The 23,801-nt window shown below is 73.5% G+C and carries 22 protein-coding genes; 2 read left to right on the forward strand and 20 right to left on the reverse strand.

Annotated elements, in window-relative coordinates; genetic code table 11:
- Positions 1 to 84: 84 nt before the first annotated feature.
- From ACXJKA_RS17900 to ACXJKA_RS17915, 4 genes are all read right to left on the reverse strand, one after another.
- Entirely contained in the window at positions 85 to 303 is a 219-nt protein-coding gene (locus ACXJKA_RS17900) for a hypothetical protein (RefSeq protein WP_456826549.1), read from the reverse strand.
- Positions 304 to 491: 188 nt separating this feature from the next.
- The gene (locus ACXJKA_RS17905; protein ID WP_456826580.1) at positions 492 to 1,223 is read right to left on the reverse strand and encodes an ABC transporter permease; all 732 of its coding nucleotides are present in this window, start codon (positions 1,221 to 1,223) and stop codon (positions 492 to 494) included.
- 116 nt (positions 1,224 to 1,339) lie between these two features.
- Positions 1,340 to 2,083: an ABC transporter ATP-binding protein gene (locus tag ACXJKA_RS17910; RefSeq protein ID WP_456826550.1), complete on the reverse strand. Its 744-nt coding sequence runs from the start codon at positions 2,081 to 2,083 to the stop codon at positions 1,340 to 1,342.
- A gap of 48 nt (positions 2,084 to 2,131) precedes the next feature.
- The gene (locus ACXJKA_RS17915; protein ID WP_456826551.1) at positions 2,132 to 2,950 is read right to left on the reverse strand and encodes a maleylpyruvate isomerase N-terminal domain-containing protein; all 819 of its coding nucleotides are present in this window, start codon (positions 2,948 to 2,950) and stop codon (positions 2,132 to 2,134) included.
- A 46-nt stretch (positions 2,951 to 2,996) separates the two neighbouring features.
- On the opposite strand from ACXJKA_RS17915, the gene ACXJKA_RS17920 reads away from it, so the two are divergent.
- Positions 2,997 to 3,386, forward strand: coding sequence for a DoxX family protein (locus ACXJKA_RS17920; protein ID WP_456826552.1), 390 nt, complete (start codon positions 2,997 to 2,999; stop codon positions 3,384 to 3,386).
- Positions 3,387 to 3,392: 6 nt separating this feature from the next.
- On the opposite strand, the gene ACXJKA_RS17925 is transcribed toward ACXJKA_RS17920, so the two are convergent.
- From ACXJKA_RS17925 to ACXJKA_RS17980, 12 genes are all read right to left on the reverse strand, one after another.
- Positions 3,393 to 4,025 (reverse strand): TetR/AcrR family transcriptional regulator, encoded by a 633-nt coding sequence (locus ACXJKA_RS17925; RefSeq protein ID WP_456826553.1) that lies wholly within the window; start codon positions 4,023 to 4,025, stop codon positions 3,393 to 3,395.
- Positions 4,026 to 4,075: 50 nt separating this feature from the next.
- Positions 4,076 to 5,578, reverse strand: coding sequence for an L-arabinose isomerase (gene araA / locus ACXJKA_RS17930; RefSeq protein ID WP_456826554.1), 1,503 nt, complete (start codon positions 5,576 to 5,578; stop codon positions 4,076 to 4,078).
- The gene (locus ACXJKA_RS17935; RefSeq protein ID WP_456826555.1) at positions 5,575 to 6,285 is read right to left on the reverse strand and encodes an L-ribulose-5-phosphate 4-epimerase; all 711 of its coding nucleotides are present in this window, start codon (positions 6,283 to 6,285) and stop codon (positions 5,575 to 5,577) included. Before ACXJKA_RS17935 ends, araA begins: the two co-directional genes overlap by 4 nt.
- A complete protein-coding gene (locus ACXJKA_RS17940) occupies positions 6,282 to 7,862 on the reverse strand; it encodes a xylulokinase (protein WP_456826556.1) in 1,581 nt (526 codons plus the stop codon). Before ACXJKA_RS17940 ends, ACXJKA_RS17935 begins: the two co-directional genes overlap by 4 nt.
- A 146-nt stretch (positions 7,863 to 8,008) precedes the next feature.
- Complete coding sequence (locus ACXJKA_RS17945; RefSeq protein WP_456826557.1) at positions 8,009 to 9,016, reverse strand: LacI family DNA-binding transcriptional regulator; 1,008 nt, start codon at positions 9,014 to 9,016, stop codon at positions 8,009 to 8,011.
- Positions 9,017 to 9,026: 10 nt separating this feature from the next.
- Positions 9,027 to 9,857, reverse strand: a complete 831-nt coding sequence (gene proC / locus ACXJKA_RS17950; protein ID WP_456826558.1) for a pyrroline-5-carboxylate reductase — start codon at positions 9,855 to 9,857, stop codon at positions 9,027 to 9,029.
- Positions 9,858 to 9,964: 107 nt separating this feature from the next.
- Entirely contained in the window at positions 9,965 to 11,944 is a 1,980-nt protein-coding gene (locus ACXJKA_RS17955) for an HlyD family efflux transporter periplasmic adaptor subunit (RefSeq protein ID WP_456826559.1), read from the reverse strand.
- Complete coding sequence (locus ACXJKA_RS17960; RefSeq protein WP_456826560.1) at positions 11,937 to 12,872, reverse strand: DUF5666 domain-containing protein; 936 nt, start codon at positions 12,870 to 12,872, stop codon at positions 11,937 to 11,939. The genes ACXJKA_RS17955 and ACXJKA_RS17960 overlap by 8 nt, the downstream gene beginning before the upstream one ends.
- A gap of 25 nt (positions 12,873 to 12,897) precedes the next feature.
- Positions 12,898 to 14,130 (reverse strand): ABC transporter permease, encoded by a 1,233-nt coding sequence (locus ACXJKA_RS17965; RefSeq protein ID WP_456826561.1) that lies wholly within the window; start codon positions 14,128 to 14,130, stop codon positions 12,898 to 12,900.
- The gene (locus ACXJKA_RS17970) at positions 14,127 to 14,858 is read right to left on the reverse strand and encodes an ABC transporter ATP-binding protein (RefSeq protein WP_456826562.1); all 732 of its coding nucleotides are present in this window, start codon (positions 14,856 to 14,858) and stop codon (positions 14,127 to 14,129) included. Before ACXJKA_RS17970 ends, ACXJKA_RS17965 begins: the two co-directional genes overlap by 4 nt.
- The gene (locus ACXJKA_RS17975) at positions 14,851 to 16,035 is read right to left on the reverse strand and encodes an efflux RND transporter periplasmic adaptor subunit (RefSeq protein ID WP_456826563.1); all 1,185 of its coding nucleotides are present in this window, start codon (positions 16,033 to 16,035) and stop codon (positions 14,851 to 14,853) included. The genes ACXJKA_RS17970 and ACXJKA_RS17975 overlap by 8 nt, the downstream gene beginning before the upstream one ends.
- An 83-nt stretch (positions 16,036 to 16,118) precedes the next feature.
- A complete protein-coding gene (locus ACXJKA_RS17980; RefSeq protein ID WP_456826564.1) occupies positions 16,119 to 17,420 on the reverse strand; it encodes an MFS transporter in 1,302 nt (433 codons plus the stop codon).
- Between the two features lie 52 nt (positions 17,421 to 17,472).
- Here ACXJKA_RS17980 and ACXJKA_RS17985 point away from each other — a divergent pair, with 52 nt between their 5' ends.
- Positions 17,473 to 18,105: a winged helix-turn-helix transcriptional regulator gene (locus ACXJKA_RS17985; protein ID WP_456826565.1), complete on the forward strand. Its 633-nt coding sequence runs from the start codon at positions 17,473 to 17,475 to the stop codon at positions 18,103 to 18,105.
- A gap of 136 nt (positions 18,106 to 18,241) precedes the next feature.
- On the opposite strand, the gene ACXJKA_RS17990 is transcribed toward ACXJKA_RS17985, so the two are convergent.
- The 4 genes from ACXJKA_RS17990 to ACXJKA_RS18005 form a co-directional block, all read right to left on the reverse strand.
- Entirely contained in the window at positions 18,242 to 19,786 is a 1,545-nt protein-coding gene (locus ACXJKA_RS17990; RefSeq protein ID WP_456826566.1) for a DUF7059 domain-containing protein, read from the reverse strand.
- Positions 19,787 to 19,941: 155 nt separating this feature from the next.
- Complete coding sequence (locus ACXJKA_RS17995) at positions 19,942 to 20,604, reverse strand: endonuclease/exonuclease/phosphatase family protein (protein ID WP_456826567.1); 663 nt, start codon at positions 20,602 to 20,604, stop codon at positions 19,942 to 19,944.
- A 73-nt stretch (positions 20,605 to 20,677) separates the two neighbouring features.
- On the reverse strand, positions 20,678 to 21,343 hold the full coding sequence (locus tag ACXJKA_RS18000; RefSeq protein WP_456826568.1) for a ThuA domain-containing protein: 666 nt from the start codon (positions 21,341 to 21,343) through the stop codon (positions 20,678 to 20,680).
- A gap of 127 nt (positions 21,344 to 21,470) precedes the next feature.
- Positions 21,471 to 23,765, reverse strand: coding sequence for a sodium-translocating pyrophosphatase (locus tag ACXJKA_RS18005; RefSeq protein WP_456826569.1), 2,295 nt, complete (start codon positions 23,763 to 23,765; stop codon positions 21,471 to 21,473).
- Positions 23,766 to 23,801 lie beyond the last annotated feature (36 nt).

Genomic DNA, 23,801 nt, shown 5'->3' on the forward strand with positions numbered 1-23,801 from the left:
CCCGCGTACTCGTAGTAGTACGCGGCGCCGAAACGCACTCCTTCGTGCTGCACAGCCATGGTGATATGTCTCCGTGTGTCGTCGTCAACCCTTGACCGCGCCGCTGGCGAGGCCGGACTGCCAGTACCGCTGAAGAAACGGGAACGCGAGGAACGAGCCGGTGATGATCGTCGAGAACAGTGCCCTCGAGCCCGACCGTCCGGCGGCATCAGCCTGCCACTGCGCGAGCCCGACCGTGAGCGGGTACAGGTTCAGGCTGTTGCGCATGACGAGCGGCAGGAAGGAGTTGCTCCACGTCGCCACGTGTCGGACGTGGTCGACGCGACCGCGAGCCACCGGAGGGGATCAGGAAGTAGAGCACTCACAGCTGGTGGGTTCTCGATGAGTTCGCGGGCTGCAACTCGTCGTGAGCCCACCAGCTCGCCCGCGTGGTCTGCGTGTCGACCGCAGGATGACAACGGCGAGAGCGCGGGTCCGGGCCGCGATGTGGGTCAGGGGGTGCGGCGACGCAGGGTGGCGCCGCCGACGAGCAGGGCGCCGACGATGAACACGGCGATCACGCCGACGTCGCCGCGGACGTCGACCCAGGTGGCGCCGGCGGCGAGCTGCTGCATGGCGTCGAGCGCGTAGGTCAGGGGCAGGACGCGGGAGATCCACTGCAGGAGGGTCGGCATCTCGTCGCGCGGCATGAGCAGGCCGCAGGTGATGAGCTGGGGGAACAGCACCAGCGGCATCAGCTGCACGGCCTGGAACTCGGTCTTCGCCAGCGCCGACGCGCCGAGCCCGAGCGCGCAGCCCAGGACGGCGTCGAGGATCGCGACCAGGATGACCAGGCCGATCGGCCCGGCCACGTCCATCCCGCACACCCAGACGGCGAACCCGACGATGACCAGCGCCTGCACCGTGGCGAGCACCGCGAAGGCCAGGGCGTAGCCGACGACGACGTCGCCTCGCCCGATCGGCAGGGTCATCAGTCGCTCGAGGGTGCCCGAGGTCCGCTCCCGCAGCGTGGCGACGCTGGTCACCAGGAACATCACCACGAGCGGGAACAGCCCGACCAGCAGCGGGCCGAACTGGTCGAGGACGGGCGTGCCGTTGAACATCCACGCGATCAGGCCGATGAGCAGGCACGGCAGGAGCACGACCAGGGCGATCGTGCGCTTGTCGTGCCGCAGCTGCGTGAGGACCCGGCGCGCCGTGGCGGCGGTCAGGGCCGGGTTCAGGCCGCCCCGCCCGTGCTCGTGCGTCGCCGGATCGGTGGTCGTCGCAGCCACGGCCGGTCCGCTCGCGTGTCGGGCGCGCCCGCTCCCTTCGTCCTGCACGGCCGGCCCGACGGCGCTCATGCCGCAGCACCGCCCTCGCGGGCGACGGCCTGGTCGACGAGGGCCAGGAACGCCCCCTCGGTGTCGGTCGTGCCTGTGCTGGCGAGCAGCTCGTCCAGGGTGCCGTCGGCCAGGACGGACCCGCCGCGCAGGAGGATCAGGCGGTCGCAGCGGGCGGCCTCGTCCATGACGTGGCTGGACACCAGCAGGCTGACGCCCGAGCGGCTCAGGCGGTGGAACAGCTCCCAGAGGTCGCGGCGCAGGACCGGGTCGAGCCCGACGGTCGGCTCGTCGAGCACCAGAAGGTCCGGGCGTCCGAGCAGCGCGATCGCGAGCGACACCCGCGAGCGTTCGCCGCCGGACAGGGTGCCGATGGACTGGCCGGCGTGCGCGACGAGGTCGACGTCGGTCAGCGCCTGCCGGATCCCCGCGGCGTCGACCCCGAGGATCGACGCTGCGTACCGCAGGTTCTCCGCGACCGTGAGATCGCTGTACACGCTCGGCGCCTGGGTGACGTACCCGATCCGCCGCCGGAGCGGGGCGGACCCCGCGGGGAGCCCCAGCACCGTCACCGTGCCGCCGGCCACGATCTGCGCGCCCACGATCGCTCGCATGAGCGTGGTMTTGCCGCTGCCGCTCGGACCGAGGAGCCCGACCACCTGGCCCACCGGCACCGTGAGGTCGAGCGACTCGATGACCGCGGCGCCGCCGCGCACGACCCGCAGGCCGGTGATCTCGATCGCGGCACCATTATTCCCCATGCGAGGAATTGTGCTCCTCCCGCCGTGGCGACGCAAGGATGAGCCGCGCTACTGCGTCGACTCGACGATCACCGTGCGGAGCCGCTCCGCCGCCGCCGGATCACCCTCGAGCTCCAGCACGTCCAGCGGGCCGCGGCCCCAGAGCCAGAGCTCGAGGTCCCACGCCGAGCCCGAGACCGTCGCGCTGACGTCGTCGTCCTCGCCCTCCCACGGCGCGCCGCCCACCAGCTCGGCGCAGTCCTCGTCATACGTGGTGCCCGTGGTCGGCGACGTCCCGTGGAACCGGCCGAACGCGACCACCCACTCGCGCTCCGCGTCGACCGCCCGCAGCCGGACACGCGCACCGTCGGCGGTGAAGCCGGCCCACTCCGGCAGGCCGCTGACCATGACGGCCAGCATCTCGTCCACGCCGTCGACCGCCAGGACGACCCCCGGGTCGGTCACGGGCAGCCCGGCCGCCTGCTCCGCGTCCACCCGGTGCACCAGCGCCTCGTGCGCCTGCCGGCGGTAGACCCACTCGACCGTCCCGCCCGTCGACGACCACGACCAGCACGGCTCGTCCGGGTGGTGCGACCGCAGCGCGCTGAGCAGCGCGTCGGTCCGCGTCCGCAGGAACCCGACGAGCTCGTCGTCGGGCGGGCGCTCGGTGTCCTCGGCCTCGTCGGGACCCGCCGGGGCGTGCGCGACGACCTGCGACCAGAAGTCCTGCACCTCGCCCAGGTGGAAGGCGAGGTCGGCCGCGTCCCAGTCCCCGCAGGACGGCACCGGCGCGGACGTGGGTGCGCGGTCGAGCACGTCGGCCGCTCGGGCCGACTCCTGGCCGATCACGTCGGCGTAGAACGCGGGCGACAGGGCGACGGTGTCCATGTCTCGCACCGTACCGACCGGCGCCGACAGCGAGTTACCGTGACGCGTGCCATTCCCCGTCGCCCGTCGCGACCTGCCCGCGCTCGCGCTCGCCGCCCTGCTGGGCACCTCCGGCGCCCTGCACCTGCGCAGGCCGGGCATCTTCCGCCCGCTCATCCCCCGGACCCTCGGGAACCCCGACCCGTGGGTGCTCGGCAGCGGCGTCGCGGAGCTGGCCTGCGCGGCCGCCCTCGCCGTGCCCGCCACCCGGCGGCTCGGCGGTCTCGCGTCGGCCGCGCTGCTGGTCGGCGTGTTCCCGGGCAACGTGACCATGGCCGTCCGGTCCCGGCCCGACGCCCGGTCGTGGGCGGGCAAGCCCGTCGTGGCGTGGGGGCGGCTGCCCCTGCAGGTGCCGCTGGTCGCGTGGGCGGTCGCCGTGGCCCGGCAGCCGCGCTGACCGGCCTCAGCCCTCGCCGAGCGGTCCCGTCAGGTAGCGCTGCACGACGGGGCCGACGAGGACGACGACCTCCTCGACCGACATCGACGCCAGCGGCTCCAGCCGCATGACGTGGCGCGCGAGCAGGACCCCGGCCACCTGCGACGCGACGAGCGAGACCCGCAGCTGCTGGTCCGGCGGCGGCAGGATCCGCGCGACCTGCCCGAACACCTCCCGCGCCACGTACCCCATGAGCGCCTCGGCCTGCACCTCGCCGGAGGACATACCCGCGAACGCCACCCGGAACGCGACCCCGCCGTCGGCCTCCCACACCCCCAGGACGGCGGCGAGCAGGCGCACCCCGAGACCGTCCACGCCGCCGGCCGTGATGCCGCCGACGATCGCGGCCGGGTCGGCGCCGGCGGGGATCATGCCGGCGGCGAAGAGCTCCGACTTGTCGCGGAAGTAGTGCCGCACCAGCGCCGGGTCGACGTCCGCGCGACGAGCCACCGAGCGCACGCTCGCGCCGTCGTAGCCCCGCTCCGCGAACTCGTCGCGCGCCGCCGCCAGGATGGTGCCGCGGGTGTCCTCGCCTGCCGGCCGACGGCCCCGACGACGCCCCGGAACGGGGACGTCGTCGGCGGCGTGGATGGAAGACATGGCACCAGGGTACGGAGCCGGCCTCCGACTCCTCACCCGGCGGGCGTCGGTCAGAAGCCCTGCGCGAGCCGGAAGTAGACCTGGTTCCAGCGGACCTGGTCGCGGAACCCGCGGCGGGTGGTGTCCTCGTCGATGACCAGCAGCTCGGTGCGGGCGATCTCCGCGAAGTCCTCGAACGCCTCGACCCCGACGGCCGTGGTGAGCACGGTGTGGTGCGCTCCCCCGGCGGTGAGCCAGGCCTCGGCGGACGTGCGGAAGTCGGGGCGGGGCTCCCACACCGCGCGGGCCACCGGCAGGTGCGGCAGGTCGGCGGTCGGCGGGACGACGTCGACCACGTTGGCGGTGAGCCGGAAGCGGTCGCGCATGTCGGCCATCGAGACGACGACGCCCACGCCGGGGTCGGCATTGAAGACCAGGCGGACCGGGTCCTCCTTGCCGCCGATGCCCAGCGGGTGGATCTCCAGCGTCGGCTTCGAGGTGGTCAGGCTGGGGCAGATCTCGAGCATGTGCGCGCCGAGGATCCGCTCCGAGCCGGGCGTGAGGTCGTAGGTGTAGTCCTCCATGAGCGACGCCCCGCCGGGCAGGCCGGCGCCCATCACCTTCGCGGCGCGGACCAGGATCGCGGTCTTCCAGTCGCCCTCGGCGCCGAAGCCGTAGCCGTCGGCCATGAGCCGCTGGACGGCGAGGCCGGGCAGCTGGCGCAGGTCGCCGAGGTCCTCGAAGTTCGTCGTGAAGGCCTTGGCACCCAGCGACTCGAGCAGGGTACGCAGCGCGATCTCCTGCCGGGCGCCGTAGCGCAGGGACTCGTGGCGGTCGCCACCGGCACGCAGCTCCGGGACCACGTCGTACAGGTCCTCGTACTCGGCGACGAGCGCGTCGACGTCGGCGTCCGCCACCGCGGCCACCGCCGCGACCAGGTCGTTCACGCCCCACGTGTTCACCGAGACGCCGAACCGCAGCTCGGCCTCGGTCTTGTCGCCCTCAGTCACCGCGACGTTGCGCATGTTGTCGCCGAACCGCGCCAGCTTCAGCTCGTGCGTCGCCGCCCAGCCCGCGCACGCGCGGACCCAGGTGTCGATCGACTCGGTCACGGCCGGGTTCGACACGTGCCCCGCGACCGTCTTGCGCGCCGCCCCGAGCCGGGTCGCCATGTACCCGAACTCGCGGTCGCCGTGCGCGGCCTGGTTGAGGTTCATGAAGTCGAAGTCGATGGTGTCCCACGGCAGCTCGACGTTCGCCTGCGTGTGCAGGTGCAGCAGCGGGGTGCGCAGCGCGTCGAGGCCGGCGATCCACATCTTGGCCGGCGAGAACGTGTGCATCCACACGATCACGCCGATGACGGCGTCGTCGGCGTTGGCCTCGAGGGCCGCGCGGCGGATCGCGTCGGAGTCGGTGAGGACCGGCTTCCAGACCAGCTTCGCCGGCAACGCGTCGCCGAGGACCCGCGCGATCTCCTGCGACTGCGTGGCGACCTGGCGCAGCGTCTCCTCGCCGTACAGTCCCTGGCTCCCGGTGAGGAACCAGATCTCGCGGTCGGCGTAGGGCTTCGTCATGACTCGGTCTCCGTGGTGTGGGTGGGCTGCTGGCCGTAGACGTGCTGGTAACGCGCGTACAGGGAGTCGATGTCGGACTGCGCGATGGGCACGGTGTCGCCCAGCTGCCGGGCGATGTGCACCGTGCGGGCCACCTCCTCGACCATCACGGCGGCCTTCACGGCGGCCTTGGCGTCGCGGCCGATGGTGAACGGGCCGTGGTTGCGCATGAGGACCGCCGGGCTCCGGGAGTCGCGCAGGGTCTCGACGATGCCGCGACCGATCGAGTCGTCGCCGATGAGCGCGAACGGGCCGATCGGGACGTCGCCGCCGAACTCGTCGGCCATCATCGTCAGCACGCACGGCACCGGTTCGCCGCGGGCGGCCCAGGCCGTCGCGTAGGTGGAGTGGGTGTGCACGACGCCGCCGACGTCGGGCATGTGCCGGTAGACGTAGGCGTGCGCAGCGGTGTCGCTGGAGGGCGCGCGGGTCCCGTCGACGAGGTCGCCGTCCAGGTCGCAGACGACCATCGACTCCGGCGTGAGCTCGTCGTAGGTGACGCCCGACGGCTTGATGACGAACAGGTCGTCGAGTCCGGGGGCGGTGCCGACGACGACGCGCTGCGAGACGTTGCCCGCCGTCCACACGACGAGCTCCCAGCGCGGGAGCTCCGCGTGCAGCCGCGCCACGACCTCGCGGGTCCGGGCGATCTCGTCCTCGATGCTCACAGCGCCTCCACCGCGGCCCGCTCGACGGCCAGCCCGGCGCTGTAACGCGCGAGGTAGGCGTCGAAACCGCGCAGGTCGTCGTCGTCGGGCGCGACGGTCACCGACTCGGCGGCACCGAAGACCCGTTCGGTCAGGTACGTGCTCAGGTCCAGCTCGGACGCCGCGCCCAGGTAGGCGGCGAGCACGGCGATGCCCCACGCCCCGCCCTCGCCGGCCGACTGCCCGACGGTCACCGGGGCGCCGATGGCCGCGGCCAGCAGCCGCTGCGCGACCCCCTCGGTCCGGAACAGTCCGCCGTGCGCGTACATCGAGTCGAGCTCGACGCCCTCGTCGGCGAGGACACGCATCCCCAGGCTCAGCGTGCCGAACGCGCTGTAGACCTGCGTGCGCGCGAAGTTGGCGAGCGTCAGCCGGCTGTCGGGGGTGCGGACGAACAGCGGCCGCCCCTCGTCCAGGCCCGTGATCGGCTCGCCGGACAGGTAGTTGTACGCCAGCAGCCCGCCGCCGTCGGCGTCGCCGGTCAGGGCCGCGCGCAGCAACGTCCCGAACACGTCGTCCGGGCTAGCGGTGGCGCCCAGGGCCGTGGCGAACTGCCCGAACACCTCGGCCCACGCCCCCAGCTCGCTGGCGCCGTTGTTGCAGTGCACCATCGCGACCAGGTCGCCGGCCGGCGTCGTCACCAGGTCGAGCTCGTCGTGGACGGTCGCGAGCGGCTGCTCCAGCACGACCATCGCGAAGATGCTCGTGCCGACGCTGACGTTGCCCGTCCGCGGCGCCACCGCGTTGGTGGCGACCATGCCGGTGCCGGCGTCGCCCTCGGGCGGGCACAGCGGGATGCCCGCCTGCAGGGTGCCCGTGGGATCGAGCAGCGCGGCGCCGGCCTCGGTCAGCCGACCGGCGTCCTGGCCCGCGAGCAGGACCTCGGGGAGCAGGGCCTCGATGCTCGGGCCGGGGTACGCGGCCAGCATCGTCGCGTCGTAGGTCTTCGTCGCCGTGTCGATCGGGAACAGGCCGGACGCGTCGCCGACGCCCAGCACCTTGCGGCCGGTCAGCCGCCAGTGCACGTAGCCGGCCAGCGTGGTGATCGTGCGGATCTGCGCGACGTGCGGCTCGGCGTCGATCGTCGCCTGGCGCAGGTGCGCGATCGACCAGCGCAGCGGGATGTTGTAGCCGAACAGCTCGGTCAGCTCGGCCGCCGCCGGGCCGGTGCTGGTGTTGCGCCAGGTGCGGAAGGGGACGAGGAGCTCGTCCGCCTCGTCGAACGCGAGATAGCCGTGCATCATCGCGGAGACCCCGAGGGCACCGACCGTCGCGGGGCGGATCCCGTGCTGCTGCTCGGCGTCGTCCAGCAGGGCGGCCACGGCCGCCTGGATCCCCGACCAGACCGCGTCGAGCGAGTACGTCCACACCCGGTCGACGAACTGGTTCTCCCAGTCGTGGCTGCCGCTCGCGAGCGGGGCGTGGTCCGGGCCGATCAGGACGGCCTTGATGCGGGTGGACCCGAGCTCGATGCCGAGGCTCGTCCGCCCGCTCGCGATGGCCGACCGCGGGTCGGCATCGTGGGGATCGACCGTCATCACGCGGCTCCGTTCCTGCATCGCGGACCGCGGCGGACGCCGGCGGCCGAGAGACATGTTAGCGCTAACATCCCGCATTCGGGCCACTCAGGGCGGGAGTGAGATCGACGACATCCGTCGGTCGTCCGCAGGCCGCCGATCGCGCGTCACGGTCGACCCAGCGAGCTCGCGCGGACCACCAGCTCCGCGGGGATCTGCTGGCTCGCGACGTCCTCGCCCGCGAACGCGGCCTGCAGCGAGGCGACCGCGAGCCGCCCGAGCGCCCCGAAGTCCTGCCGCACGGTGGTCAGCGGCGGCGTGTAGTGGGCGGCCCCGACCTCGTCGTCGAACCCGACGACGGCCACGTCGGAGGGCACCCGGACGCCCTTCTCCCAGAACGCGTGCAGGAGGCCGAGCGCGAGCTGGTCGTTGGCCGCGAAGATCGCGCGCGGCAGCCCTTCGTCGGCCATGCGCAGCCCGAGCTCGTAGCCGTCGGCGGCGTCCCAGCCGGCCTCGATGTGCTCGGGGGCGCCGGGTCCGGACACCTCGCGCCAGCCGGCCAGGCGGTCCTGGGCGTCGAACCAGTCCTGCGGCCCGGCCACGTGGACCACCTCGGCGAAACCCTGGTCGAGGAGGTGCTGCGTGGCCAGGCGCGCGCCGTGCCGCTGGTCGACGCCGACGGCGTGCAGGTGCGCCTCCGACGGGACGTCGGACGCCGACGAGATGAGCACGACCGGCACAGGGGACGCGATCGCGGCGATGGCCTGCGCCACCTCGGTCGTCGGCGCGATGATCGCGATGCCGTCGACGCCCTGCCCCAGGAAGTGCTCGACCGCGGTGTGCATGCTGTTCGCGTCGAACCGCCGGATCGTGGCCACCGAGACGAACCAGCCGACCACCCGCGCGGCCTCCTCGAGCCCGACCAGAGTGCTGGTCGGGCCGTAGAGGGCGGTGGCCGGGGTGACGACGCCGAGCGTGCCGGACCGCCGGGTCACCAGGGCGCGGGCGGCGCTGTTGCGGCGGTAGCCGAGGGCCGCGATGGCGTGGTTGACGCGGTCGCGGGTCTCGGGCCGGACGCTCGGGTGGCCGTTGAGCACGCGGGAGACGGTCTGGTGGGAGACGCCCGCGAGCGCCGCGACGTCGCTCATCGCCGGCGGACGCGCCAGCCCGTTCATCGGCTGCTCATCAGTACTGCTGGCCGAGCTCGCGCGAGCGGTCGCGCGCCGCCTCGGCGGCAGCGACGACCCCGGCGCGGACCCCGTGCGCGTCGAGCACCTGGACCGCGGCGACCGTGGTGCCACCAGGCGACGACACCCGCTCGCGCAGGATCGCGGGGTGGTCCCCCGACTGGGCGGCGAGCGCCGCCGAGCCCTCGACGGTGGCGACGGCGAGCTTGGTCGCCAGGTCACGACTCAGTCCGAGCAACACGCCCGCCTCGGCCATCGCGTCGATCAGGTAGAACGCGTACGCCGGCCCCGACCCGGAGATCGCCGTGACCGCGTCGAGGTCCTTCTCCGCCACACGGACGACGAGGCCGGTGGCGGCGAGCATCTTCTCGACGAGCACGAGGTGGCCCTCGCTCGCGTGGGTGCCGGGGGCGATGGCGCTCGCGCCCTTGCCGACGACGGCCGGCGTGTTCGGCATGACGCGGACCACGGGCTGACCGGGGTTGAGTCGCTTCTCGTAGCTGGAGATCGGCAGCCCGGCGGCCACGCTGACGACGAGCTCGCCGCCGCGCAGGGCCTGCTTGACCTCGTCGAGCACCGACGCGACGACGTTCGGCTTGACCGCGAGGAGCAGGACGTCGGCGCGGGCGGCGGCGTCGGCGTTCGACGCGCCGGTGCGCACGCCGTAGCGGCCGGCGAGCTCGTCGGCCCGCGGCACGTACCGCTCGGTGACCTCGACCTGCTCGGGCGCCCATCCCGCGGTCAGCAACGCGCTGAGCAGGGTCTCGCCCATCACCCCGCCGCCCAGGACCGCAACCTGCGGCCTGCCGTCGGTGGCCTCGTCGGTCATCGTCGCCCTCCCGTCCGTGCCGCCGAAGGGCGACGCCGCGAGCCTACCGACGCGGCCGCGGCACCGACGACGAAGCGTGCCGAGAGCACCCGTTCACGTCTCTGCGCTCAGCCGCCGCTGCCGGCGCCGCCGCCGGTGAACCCCGCCGGGGGTCCACCCTGGCCGCCGCCGTCGAACCCGAACTGCGGCGGGCCGCCCTGGTCACTCGAGTCGCCGCCCAGGCCGGACAGGCCCTGGTCGGTGGTCGACGTGCTGGACACGATCGCCTCGTCGTTGTCCGCGAGGACCACCCGGTCGCCGGCGGTCAGGCCGTCGGTGATCTCGGTCCGCTCGGCGCCGACCGCGCCGCGGGTGACGGTGACCTCGGTCGGGGTGCCGTCCTTCAGTACCTGGACCGTGGCTGTCACCCCGTCGACGTGCACAGCCGACGTCGGCACCGTGAGCACCCGGTCGGCGCCCGCGACGGAGAGGTGGACCTGCGCCGAGGCCCCGTCGTAGAGCGTCGCGTCCGTCGGGTCGAGGGCCAGCTCGACGGTGTAGGCCGGGTCGGCCGTGGTCGACGTGTCGAGGACCCCGATGCTGCTGACGGTGCCGGTGAGCTTCGCGTCCGTGCTCGGCGTGGTCACCTGGGCGCTCTGGCCGACCGTGACGATGTCGATCGTGGTCAGCGGGACGCTGGTGGTGACCGTGTAGCCGTCCTGGCCGAGGACCGTGACCACCGCGATGGTCGACGACGCCGTGACCGAGTCGCCGACGGCGAGCGAGACCGCCGCGACCGTGCCCGCGATCGGGCTGGTGAGCGTGGCGAACGGGAGCCGGCTCTGCGCCAGCGCGACGTTCGCCTCCTGCAGGTCGATCGCGGCCTGGTCGGCCAGGATCGTCGCCGCCGACGCCGCGGTCGTGGTCGAGCCGCCGGACGGCGAGCTGGTGGACGGGGCGCTTGTCGCCGGGGTGCTCGTTGCCGGCGTGCTCGTCGCCGGGGTGCTCGTCGCCGGGGTGCTTGTTGTCGACGACTGCGCCGGGGTCGAGGTCGCCGGGCTGGTCGACGGGCTCGAGCTCGCGATCGCCTTCTGCAGTGCGGCCACGGCGTCGTCCAGGGCCGCGGCCAGCGTCATGAGCGCCTGCTGCTCCGCGTCCGTGGCCGTCTGCGCGTCGAGCGCGCCGGAGAGCGCGGCCTGGCAGTCGGCGAGCGCCTGCTCGATCGCCGAGGTGTCCGGGACGACGTCCTCCGTGGACGTGCCGTCCGTCGTCGCCTCCTCGGTCGTCGACGGGTCGGGCGCCGGCGGCGTGTCGCCCGAGCCGTCGTCGGACCCGTCCACGCTGCCGTCGCCCGTGACGTCCGTGCCGACGACCGCGAGGAACGCCGTGCACGACGCCTGCGACGCCGTGACGCTCGCGCCGCTGGTCGCCAGCGCGTCGGACGTCACCCGGTACTGGTCGAGCAGGGCCTGCTGCGCCTTCTGCACGTCGGCCGTCGCCGCGGCGACCGCCGGGTCAGTGGTGTCGCCGCCGCCGTGCGTGTCGCCGCCCGCGCTCGGGGTCGCGGTCGACGCCGTCGGAGCCGACGACGGGGAGGAGGAGGACGACGGTGTCGACGACGACTTCGACGACGAGGACGCGGAGCTCGACGAGCTGGAAGAGGAGGACGAGCTCGAGCTCGAGGACGACGACGCCGTCTGCGAGTCCAGGTCGTCGCTGAGCTGCTGCTGTGCGTCGGCGAGGTCGGCCTGCGCCTGGTCGACGGCGTCCTGCAGCGCGTCGGTGTCGAGCGTGGCGAGCACGTCGCCGGCCGCGACGACCTGCCCGACGGACACGGTCACCGTCGCAACCGTGCCGTCGACGGAGAACGCGGCGTCGCGGCGGCTGGCCGACGCGATGGTCCCCACGGAGTCGACGATCTGCTCGACATTCGCCTTCTCGGCCGTCGCCGTGCGGTACCGGCCGTCGTCGGGAGCCCCGAGGGCCAGGGCGACGCCGCCGCCCGCGGCGACGAGCACCACGGCGCCCGCCGCGGTGAGGGCGACGACTCGGCGACGACGGGCTCGGCGCCGCAGCGCGGCGGACGGGCGCGCTGCGCGGTCAAGCATCGGTGCCACCCAGCTGGTCCGTGCCGGCGTCGGAGCCACCCTGTCCGTCGGAGCCATCATGTCCGCCGGGGCCGCCCGGGAAGCCGCGGCCCGCGAACCCGGTGCTGCACTCGCCGTCCGTCGGCGCCGAGACCGTGATGCTGGTCGCGGTCACCCTGCCGCTGTCGTCGGCGTCGCCGCGCGCGCTGGCGCATTGCCCGACGACGATCGCGGAGGCGTCGGCCGCCACGGACTTCGTGTAGGTCGTGGCGTCGGTGACCGTGACGGTCCGGGAGGTCGTGGCGTCGTCCGGGCCGGTGACCTCGATGGTCAGCGTGCCGCCGTCGATCGCGGTGACCTTGCCGCTGGCGACGCCGTTGAAGCCGCGCATCCCGCCGTCGGGCGCGCCGGACGGGGCGCCCGACGGTCGGTCACCGGCCGGCATGGTGGGCATGTCGGTCGGAGCTYCGTCGGGCCGCTGGCCGCCACCCGGACCGCCCCCGCCGGCGCACGTGCCGTCGTCGGCCGCGGTGGCCAGCTGGACGCTGGTCGCGGCGAGCGGCGCGGTCGCCTCCGTGGAGTCGTCGGTGGTGGCCGTCGAGACCGCCACCACGCAGGAGCCGACGGTGACGTCGGACGGCGCGCCCGCGACGGACTCCGTGAACGTCGTGTCGTCGGTCCAGGTCACCGCGGTCTGCGCGTCCGCGGAGCGGACCTGCATGACCGTGCCGGTGAGCGACGCGATCTCGCCGGACGTGCCATTACCGCCGCCGGGGCCGGAGCGCTGCGGGTCGTCCTGCTGCGTGCCGGGGGTCGGGTCGCCGCTGGGGGCAGCGGCCGCGGCCGCCGGCGTGTCCGCGCCGCCGGAGCAACCGGCGAGCACGAGGACCGTGGCCGCAGCGAGCGCCGGGAGCACCACGAAGGCGCGGTGTCGCGTGGGACGGGACATGGGAAGACTCCTTGCTGAGAGAGGTTTACTCCGCGCGCAGCGCGTCGATGGGGGCCAGGCGCGCGGCGCGCGTGGCCGGGTAGACGCCGAAGACCAGGCCGATGCCCATCGCGATCACGACGGAGCCCGCGACCGCGGCGCCGGACACGACGACCGACGAGCCGAGCAGGCCGGGCAGGACCTGGGCGGCGACGATCCCGAGCGCCGCGCCGAGCACGCCGCCGGCCAGGCCGAGCACCGTGGCCTCGACCAGGAACTGCCGGCGGATGGCCCACGGCGGGGCGCCGAGCGCCTTGCGCAGCCCGATCTCGCGCGTCCGCTCCGTGACGGAGACGAGCATGATGTTCATGACCCCGATGCCCCCGACCAGCAGGGACAGGGCCGCGATGCCGGTGAGCAGGACCGTCAGCGTCTTGTAGACCGCGGTCGCCGTCGACACCAGGGCGTCCTGGCTGTTGATGGTGAAGTCGATGTTGTCGGCGTCGGTGATGCCGTGCAGGTTGAGCAGCAGCGCCTCGGCCTCCTGGTACGCGGCGTTGAGCTGGTCGGTCGAGGCCGCCTGCACGTAGATCGTCGACACGGCGTTGCGGTCCTGGCCGCCGACGAGCGTGTCCGCGGCCGTCGACATCGGGATGACCGCGACGTCGTCGAGGTCGCTGTCGCCGCTGGCGCCCTGTGCCGCCAGCACGCCGACGACCCGCAGGTCGGTGTCGCCGACGGTGACCGTCTGGCCGACCACCCGCGTCGAGCCGAACAGCTCCTCCGCGGTCTCGGGTCCGAGCACGACCACGGCTGCGCGATCACGATCGTCGTCGGCCGTGAAGAACGCGCCGGTGGCGAGCGTACGGCCGCGGACGTCGAGCCAGTCCGCACTGGTGCCGGTGACGCTGGTGGTCCAGTTGGTGTCGTTGGCCTCGAGCGAGGTCGACGTCGTCTTCTCGGCGGCGACCTTGCCGATGTCGGGCGCGTTGACCGACGAGGCGAGGGCCGCGGCGTCGGCCGTGGTCAGCGTGGTGCGCGAGCCGAAGCCCCCGCGCACGCCCTCGGAGCTGGTGCTGCTGCCCGGCTTGACGATGAGCAGGTTGCTGCCCAGCTGACTGATCTGCTCGCTGACGTCCTTCTGCGTGCCGAGCCCGAGCCCGACCGTGAGGATGACCGCGGCGATGCCGATGAGGATGCCCAGCACGGTGAGGATCGACCGCATCGCGTGCGACGTCACCGCCGACCAGCCCGTGCGCAGGGTCTCGGTCCAGGTCATGCGACACCCCCGACGATGAGCCCGTCGTGGACGCGGACCACCCGCTGCGCGCGCTCGGCCACGTCGGCCTCGTGCGTGATGAGGACGATCGTGCGGCCCTGCGCGTGCAGCTCGTCGAAGAGCTCCAGGACGTCGCTCGTGGACGTCGAGTCGAGGTTGCCCGTCGGCTCGTCGGCCAGGAGCAGGGCGGGTTCACCGACGAGCGCGCGGGCGACCGCGACGCGCTGCTGCTGGCCGCCGGACAGCTCGCCCGGGCGGTTGTCGAGCCGGTCGCCGAGGCCGACGCGCTCGAGAGCGGCCGCCGCACGCACCTTGCGGGACGCCGCGGGCACGCGGCCGTAGACCAGCGGCAGCTCGACGTTGCGCCACGCGGACAGCGAGGGCAGCAGGTTGAACTGCTGGAACACGAAGCCGATCTGACGGTTGCGGATGTCCGCGAGGTCGATCTCGTCGAGCTCCCCCACGTCCTCGCCGGCCAGGTGGTAGGTGCCGCTGGAGAGCGTGTCCAGGCAGCCGAGGATGTTCATCAGGGTCGACTTGCCCGACCCAGACGGCCCCATGACCGCCACGTACTCACCCTGCTCGATCCGCAGGTCGATGCCGCGCAGCGCCTCGAACTCGATGCTGCCCGAGGTGTACGTCTTGCGGACGCCGACCAGGTCGATGACCGGGTCGGTCCTGCTCGACTCGGGCGCCGCCTCGGCGTACGGCAGCGTCAGCTCAGCCATTCGTCTGGCCGCCCTGCTGGACCTGCGGTCCGCCGGGGCCGCCCGGGAACGCGCCCTCGGGGAACGGCCCGCCCTGCTGCTGGTCCTGGTTCTGCCGGCCGGTGCCGCCCGAGCCCGGCGTGAACGTCGCGAGCACGACCTCGTCGCCCTCGGCCAGGCCGTCGGTGATCTCGGTGAGGTTGCCCGACGTCTCCCCCGTGGTGACGGTGACCTCGACGGCCTTCCCGTCCGCGTCCACCTGCGTGACGGTCGCGGTGCCGTCCGTCGCGGTGGTGACCGCGAGGCTCGGCACGGTGAGGACGTCGGTGCGGCGCTCGTAGACCAGCTCGACGTCCGCGGAGACGCCGTCGTGCAGGCCCTCCTGGTCGCCGGTGACCGCGACGGTCACGGGGTAGGCCGCGACGCCGGAGTCGCTGGTGGAGAGCAGGCCGATCTCGCTGATGGTGCCGAACACGGTGTCGGTAGCGCCGTCGAGGGTGACCTCGGCCTGGTCGCCGACCGCGATGAGCGCGACGTCCGCGTCGCTCACCGTGACGTCGACCTCCCACGCGTCGGTGCCGACGATGGTGAACTGCGCAGTCGTCGTGTCCGTGCCGCCACCGGTGCTCGGGCCGGTGCTGCTGCCGCCGCTGACGGCGTCACCGACCTCGAGGTCGACCGCGGTGAGCAGGCCGGCGACAGGCGCGGTCAACGTCGCGCCGTCCATCGCGGTCTGCGCGGCGTCGACCCCGGACCGGGCCACGTCGACCTGTGCCTGCGCGGCCGCGATCTGCGCGGTGCCCGTCGCGTCCGACAGCTTGGCCTGCGCGCTGGCCAGCGTGGCCTTGGCCTCCAGCAGGTCGGCGTTGAGCTGCAGGGTGTCCACCGTCGCGAGCGTCTGCCCGGCCGTCACGGTCTGCCCGACCGCCACCGGCACCGCGGTGACGGTGCCGCTGACGTCGAAGCTCACGTCCTGCCGCACCGACGGGGTCAGCGTTCCGCTGCCGCCGACCGACTTCTGCATCGTCGTCAGGCTCGCCGCCACGGTCCGCGTCACGGGCGCCGACGACGCCGCCGACGCGTCCCTGATCCCGAACCACCAGATTGCCGCGGCGACGAGGCCGACGAGGACCACGGCGGAGACCGTCCTCGTCAGCGGCGTCGTCCGCCTCCACACGTGCTGCATGTTCTCCCTCACGTCGACCCGGTCGTCTGACCTGGGCCGAACGTAGGAATGCGCACTGGGCCGGGCTTAGCACCGGCCTGTGGTCCACCTGTGAGTCACGAGCCCGCGATCGCGGCAGCCCCCGGGCGACCCGAGCGGACGACGACTATGGAAGCCAGTCCGGCGACGGCCAGCGCCGCGGCGACGAGCAGTGCCGTCCTGGTGTCGGCGAGCGTCGACAGCAGCGCGACGCCCAGCGCTCCGCCGACCGCGAACGACGTGTCCGCGATGCCGGCGGCGACACCAGAGTCGGCGTCGGGAGCACCGGACACGGCAGCGATCTGGGCGCCGACGAAGGCCGCGCCGAGCCCCGCGCCGAACGCGAGGAGCCCGACCACCAGCGGGACGGCCACGGCCGCGAGCACAAGGCTGCCGACGGCCAGGAGCAGCATCCCCGCCGCGGCGACCGGGCCCACACCCTGGCGCGTCACGACCGCCTGCCCGGCGAACGAGCCGACCACGGACATGCCCGTCATGGCGGCGGTGGCGATCCCGAACTGCACCGGGGACATCCCGAGCACCCGCTGCGCGTGCAGCGTGAGCACCAGCAGCACCCCGTCGACGCACATCCCGGCCACCAGCAACAGCACGTTGCCGCCGACGAGCTGCCGCGACCGGACCACGCGCGGCGGGACGAGCGGGGCCGACGACCGGCGCTCGACCAGCATGAACGCGACCATCAGCACGGCCGACCCCGCCAGGGCGGTCCGGGACGGCTCGCTTATCCCGAGCACGAGCAGCACCAGCGACGCCGTGACGGCGACCGCTCCCGCGACGTCGAAGGTCCGCGGCAGGGCCGCGTCCCGGCTCTCCGGCAGCAGCACCCGCGCGAGCACGAGCAGCGCCGCCCCGACGGGCACGTTGACGAAGAAGATCCACGGCCAGCCCCACAGGCTCGTGATCGGCCCGCCCAGCAGCAGCCCGGCGGTGCCGCCGACCCCGCCGATACCGCCCCAGATCCCGAGGGCGCGGTGGCGCTCGGGACCGGGCGCGAACGTCGTCAGCACCAGCGACAGGGCCGTCGGCGCCATGACCGCGGCGCCGACCCCCTGGACCACACGGGCGCCGACGAGCACGGCCGGACCGTCGGCGAGCCCGCACGCCAAGGACGCGACCGTGAACACCGCGATGCCCGCGAGGAACACCCGCCGTCGGCCCAGCAGGTCCGCCAGCCGACCCCCGAAGAGCAGCAGCCCGCCGAACGTGACCAGGTAGGCGCTGAGCACCCACTGCACGCCGTCGAGAGTGAAGCCGAGCCCCGCTTGGATGTCCGGGAGGGCGACGTAGACGATCGTGCTGTCCAGGACCACCACGAAGAACGCGGTGCCGAGCAGTGCCAGAACCCAGTTCTTGTGCATGTTGCACCGTACTACCGACTAGTTAGTAGTTATAACCATCTAGTATGGAGCAATGACACGCTCGTACGACGACGGCTGCKGGATCGCCCATGCGCTCGACCTCGTCGGGGAGCGGTGGGCCCTCCTCGTGGTCCGGGAGCTGCTCCTCGGCCCCAAGCGGTTCACCGACCTGCGCGCCGGGCTGCCCGGCATCAGCGCGAACATCCTCAGCCAGCGGCTGCGAGAGCTCGAGGCCGTGGACGTCGTCGCGCGCGCGACGCTGCCGCCGCCAGCCGGCTCGGCGGTCTACGAGCTGACGCCGCGTGGCCGCGAGCTGGAACCCGTCGTCCTCGCGCTCGGCCGCTGGGGCGTCCGCTCCCCCACGCTCCCGCGCGACGCGCACATCGGCGTCGACTCCGTGATCCTGTCGCTCGAGTCGCAGCTGGTGCACACCGAACCGCCCGCCTCCTATCTGCTGCGCCTGGGCGACTACGACTTCACGGCCCGGCTGCACGACGGCCGCATCGACATCGCGCGTGGCGCGGTCGAGCACGCCGACGCCGTCATCGAGACGACGCCCCGCCACCTCGACGCGCTCGTGTCGGGCGGCCGCACCCTGGCGGAGCTCGTCGACGCCGGCGAGGCGACGACGGGCGGCGACACCGCCGTCGCGCACCGCTTCGCCGCCTACTTCGCGACGCCCTGAGCGACCCATCGCGTGCCGTGTGCGGCGCGCAGAACCTCTCCTTCCCGCCGCACCACCCGAGCCCCAGCGCCCTGCACACCCAACGTCCCAGCAGATGTGTGTCCTGACCTGCATCTGCTCGGACGTTGCTGCGGTGCTAGTCCGCGGGGAGCAGGAGGCCGTCGCGGATCAGGCCGCGGGCCGACGGGAGGACGTCGGCCGCGACCGCGTCGGCGCCGACCTCCAGCAGGGCACCCAGGGCGTTGACGATCTGGCCGACAGTCAGCTCGCCGTCGCAGACGCCGACGAAGCCCGCCAGCGCCGTGCCTGCCTGGACCGCGCGACCGAAGCCGCCGCCCTGGCGCAGCAGCACGACCTGCGGGTCCGGGTCACCGGGCGTCAGGTACCGCTCCTCGGTGACGTCCGGTGCGACGACGAGGCGCTGACCTGCGAGGTCGTCGTCGGACATCGAGAGCCAGTCGTGGGCGGCGAGCGACGCCGCGATCGCGGGCCCGAGCGGCTGGCGGACGGTGCTGGTGACCTCCTCGAGCCGCCGCAGCGACGGCTCACCGAGGGGCTTGCGCAGGGTCACGAAGCCGAACCCGATCCCCTCGACGTCCCGCGACGCGAAGTCGTCGAGCCACTGCCCGTACCGCTCGGCCCAGGCCGCCCGGTCCCGGTCGGGGGTAGTCCCGCCGTCGCGGATCCACGTCTCGGCGTACTGCGCGGGGTCCTGCAGCTCGCGCTGGACCACCCAGCCGTCCAGCCCGCTCGCGTCGAGCCACGAGCCCACCCGCTCGTGCCACTCCTCGCCGCGCCGCACCTCCCAGTTGCCCAGCAGCTGCGCGACGCCGCCCGGCGCCAGCACCGCCGCGACGCCCTCGATCAGCTCCTGCACGATCGCGTCCCCGGAGCGCCCGCCGTCGCGGTACTCGTATGACGGCATGCCCGGCGTGCGCGGCGTGATGACGAACGGCGGGTTGCTGACCACGAGGTCGAACCGCTCCTGCGCGACCGGCTCCAGCATCGACCCCTCGCGCAGCTCGAGCCGGAACCCGTCCAGGCCGGCGAGCTCCGCGTTGAACCGCGCGAACCCGAGCGCCCGCCGCGAGATGTCGGTGCCGACCACCCGCCGCGAGTGCCGCGAGGCGTGCAGCGCCTGGATCCCGCAGCCGGTGCCCAGATCGAGCACGTGGTCCCGCTCGTCGCGGACCGTGACCTGCGCCAACGTGGTGGACGCCCCGCCGACGCCGAGCACGTGGTCGGTCCGCAGCGCGGTCCCGGTGGCCAGCTCGCCCAGGTCGGACGCGATCCACCAGTCGACCTCGCCCCCGCCGTCGACCGCCGTGTAGGGGCGCAGGTCCACGCGGGCGCGCACCTCGTCGCCGTCGACCTCGACCAGGCCCAGCCGTGCGGCGCCGGCCACCGTGAGCGTCGGCAGCGCGCGCTCGAGCGCCGCGCGCGGGGTCGTCTCCCCCAGCAGGAACGTGCGGATCAGTCCCGCGACGACGTCGTCGGCAGCCGCCGCGGTCGCGCGCAGCGCCGGCACGGGCTCCTCGCGGTGCAGCGCGTCCGCGGCGACCGCCCCGAGCACCTCCTCGACGCCGGCGACGCCGTACCCGCTCCTCGTCAGGTCGTCGCGGAGCGYCGCGACGAGCGCCGCATCGGGCTGGGGCGCGCCGGGCGCGGAGTCATGAGCCACGCAGCCATCATCCCTTCCCCGGCCCCACCACCCACGGCAACGTCCGCGCGTTCGGTCGTCGGGACGCTCGATCGTGCGGACGTCCGGCACAAGACTTCGCAACGTCCGCACATTCGGTTGTCGGGACGCTCGAATGTGCGGACGCTGCGGCTACGTCAGGGGGTCAGGTCGACGACGAGGGGGCGGTGGTCGCTGGCGACGAGGACCTCGGGGCCTTCCAGGACCCGCGGAGCCGAGAAGGTGAGATCCGGCGTGACCAGGATCGCGTCGATGCGCTGGTGCGGCTCGACCGCGGGGAACGTGGGGCCGCCGGTCGGGGCGGTGTCGACGAGCACGCCGGTGAGCCGCGCCCAGGCCGGCCCGTCGGGGAGCTCGTTGAGGTCGCCGAGGACGACGGTCCGTGCGGTCGGGACGTGGTCCCGCAGCACGTCGGAGAGGTGCTCGGCGCGCTCGTCGCGGACCAGCGAGAGGTGGACGACCACGAACCGGATGCCGTCAACGGTCGCCACCGAGACGCCGCGGCGGGTGGTCCCGGGCCGCCAGGACAGCCGCAGCGCACGGGCGTCGGACACCTGCCGGCCCGGCGCGACCAGCAGGGCGGTGGTCCGCGCACCGCGGCCGTTGACGACCGCGCGCAGGCCGGCGGCGCGCCCGAACCGGGMCAGCCGCCACCGTCCGAGCACGCCGCGAGGCGGCTCCTGCACGGCGAGCACGTCGGGCGCCGCGGCACGCACCACCGCGACGACGTCGGGCCGGGACAGGTGCAGACCCTTGATGTTGTAGGTCATGACCCGGAGGCGGGGGGTGCTGATGGTCACCGGCACATCCTCGCGTGAGGTCCGCACCCGTGGCGGCTCTGACCTGCTCGAGTGCGGACGCTGCGGCCGAGGATCACTCGTGGCCCAGCAGCCACCGGACCTCGCGGCGGAACAGGTCGACGCGGGACGGCGAGTCGTAGGAACGGACGTCGTGCCCCAGCGCGTCGTAGACCACCCGAGCGGGGCCAGGCGCGACCCAGACGACCGGGTGCGCGGCGCCCTCCTGGTCGGCAACGACGAGCACGTGCACGTCCGGCGAGACGGCGAGCGAGAGGTACCGCTCGTCGGCGGCCTCGACGAAGCTCAGCCCGGCCGTGATGGGGTGCCCGGCGGAGACCACCCTGAACGCGGCCTGCCCGTGCGGGGGGTGCCACGACGTCCCCTCGACCCACCGGCCGCCCAGCACGGAACCCCAGGTGGGCGAGTCGAGGAACGTGTTCGTCGCCTGGTGCAGCCCGAGCACGGGGACCCCGGAGGCGACGAGCTCGTCGAGCCGGGCATGGAACGGCGCCCAGTCCTCGTCGGACCCGTCGAACTCCACGTCGGGCCGCCCGCGACCCGAGGCCACGATGACCAGGTCGGGGTCGACATCACCGAGCGCGGACGGCATCGTGCCGCGGATCGTGGCGTCGATGCCGTCGTCGGCGAGCAGCGACGCCACGCGGTGGGAGATCGCCGCGGCGTCGTGCCACGGGTCCTCGTACCGGCCGTGGCCGGCGAGCACCAGTGCGTGGGGCATCAGTCCTCCTCGGGGTTACGACACACCGGTTCGACCACACCACAGGGAGCAGTGGCGCGCACCCCCGTTGCCCGGCGTGACAGACGACGATGCCCCCGGCCGTGGCCGGGGGCATCGTCGAGGAACGTCAGCGTGCGAGCGCCTTCTCGGCCTCGCGGGTCAGGTCAGACTGGTCGGCTCGCGCCGCACGAAACCGCGACATCACGACGGCGCCGCCCGCGATGAGCGCGGCGACGACGGCGATGGTGACTCGGACCGTGGTGTTGGCGTCGGTCCCCACCGAGACGGCCACGACGGCCGGCGCGATGAGCAGCGAGACCAGGTTCATCACCTTGATCAGCGGGTTGATGGCCGGTCCGGCGGTGTCCTTGAACGGGTCGCCCACGGTGTCGCCGATGACCGCCGCCGCGTGGGCGTCGGACCCCTTGCCACCGAAGTTGCCGTCCTCGACGATCTTCTTCGCGTTGTCCCAGGCACCGCCCGAGTTGGCCAGGAACACCGCCATGAGCACGCCGGTCGCGATGGCCCCGCCGAGGAACCCGGCGAGCGGGCCGACGCCGAGGCCGAAGCCGACGGCGATCGGCGCGAACGCCGCGAGCAGGCCGGGTGTGGCCAGCTCCCGCAGGGAGTCACGGGTGCAGATGTCGACGACCTTGCCGTACTCCGGCCGCTCCTCGTACGTCATGATCCCGGGGTGCTCGCGGAACTGGCGACGGACCTCGAACACGATGGCTCCGGCTGCGCGGGTCACGGCGTCGATGGCCAGGCCCGAGAAGAGGAAGACGGTCGCGCCGCCGAGGATCACGCCGACCAAGGTGACCGGGCTGATGATGCTGTAGTTGAGCATCGAGGCGGTGATGTCGCCCGTCACGTCGCCCGCGGTGGCCAGCGCCCGGGCGACCGCCTCCGCGTACGACCCGAACAGCGCGGTCGCCGCGAGGACGGCCGTCGCGATCGCGATGCCCTTGGTGACGGCCTTCGTGGTGTTGCCGACGGCGTCCAGGTCCGTGAGGATCTGCGCGCCCTCGGGCGTCACGTCGCCCGACATCTCGGCGATGCCCTGTGCGTTGTCGCTCACCGGCCCGAACGTGTCCATGGCGACGATGACGCCGACCGTGGTGAGCAGGCCGCAGCCCGCCAGCGCGATGAGGAACAGGGACAGCGCCACCGAGCCGCCGGCCAGCAGGAACACGCCGCAGATCGCCGCGGCGATGATGCCCGCGGTGTAGACGGCGGACTCGAAGCCGACCCCGATGCCCGACAGGACCACGGTCGCCGCGCCGGTGAGGGTGGTGCGCGCGACATGGAGCGTCGGCTTGCTCGTCGTCCCCGTGAAGTACCCGGTGACCCAGAGGATGATCCCGGCGAGGACGACGCCGATAGCCACGGCCACGGATGCGATGAGGCGCGGGTCGCCGGCGTGCGTCTCCAGGCCGGCGGTGCCGCCCGTGAAGTCCGCGAAGGTCGACGGCAGGTAGACGAACGCCGCGATCGCCGACAGGCCGACGCCCACCAGAGCCGAGATGTAGAAGCCGCGGTTGATGGCCGCGAGGCCGCTCTCCGCGCCGCGCACCCGCGTGATGAACACGCCGAGCACCGCGACGAGCGCGCCCATAGCCGTGACGATCAGCGGGAACACGAGTCCCTGCTCGCCGAACGCCGCCTTGCCCAGGATGAGTGCCGCGACGAGCGTCACCGCGTAGGACTCGAACAGGTCGGCGGCCATGCCGGCGCAGTCGCCCACGTTGTCGCCGACGTTGTCCGCGATCGTGGCCGCGTTGCGCGGGTCGTCCTCCGGGATGCCCTGCTCGACCTTGCCGACGAGGTCGGCGCCCACGTCGGCGGCCTTGGTGAAGATGCCGCCGCCGACGCGCATGAACATGGCGAGCAGCGCCGCACCGAAGCCGAAGCCCTCGAGCACCGCCGGCGCCTCGGCCTTGTAGATGAGAACCACGGACGCGGCGCCGAGCAGGCCGAGGCCCACGACGCTCATGCCCACGAACCCGCCGGTCCGGAACGCGATGCGCGCGCCTTCTGCACGCCCACCCTTCTCGGACGCGGCGGCCGCCACCCGGACGTTGGCCCGCGTGGCCAACCACATGCCCAGGTACCCGATCGCCGCGGAGAACCCGGCGCCGATCAGGAAGAAGATCGACCGACCGACCTTGACGCCGCTGTCGCCCGGCAGCAGGAACAGCAGGGCGCAGACGACGACCGCGAAGAGGGCCAGGGTGCGGAACTGGCGGCTCAGGTACGCCGCTGCCCCTTCCTGGACCGCGCGCGCGATCTCGCGCATGGACTCGGTCCCTTCACCGGCCGCGAGCACCTGGCGGCGCAGGACGACAGCGATGAGCAGGGACGCGACCGCAACGGCCGCGATGACACTGACGATCGTGATGCTCGTTGACCCGAGCTCGACCATGCATCCTCCTCGGACATCAGCGAGGCCCCCTGACCA

This window comes from Cellulomonas sp. P5_E12 (genome assembly GCF_054049315.1).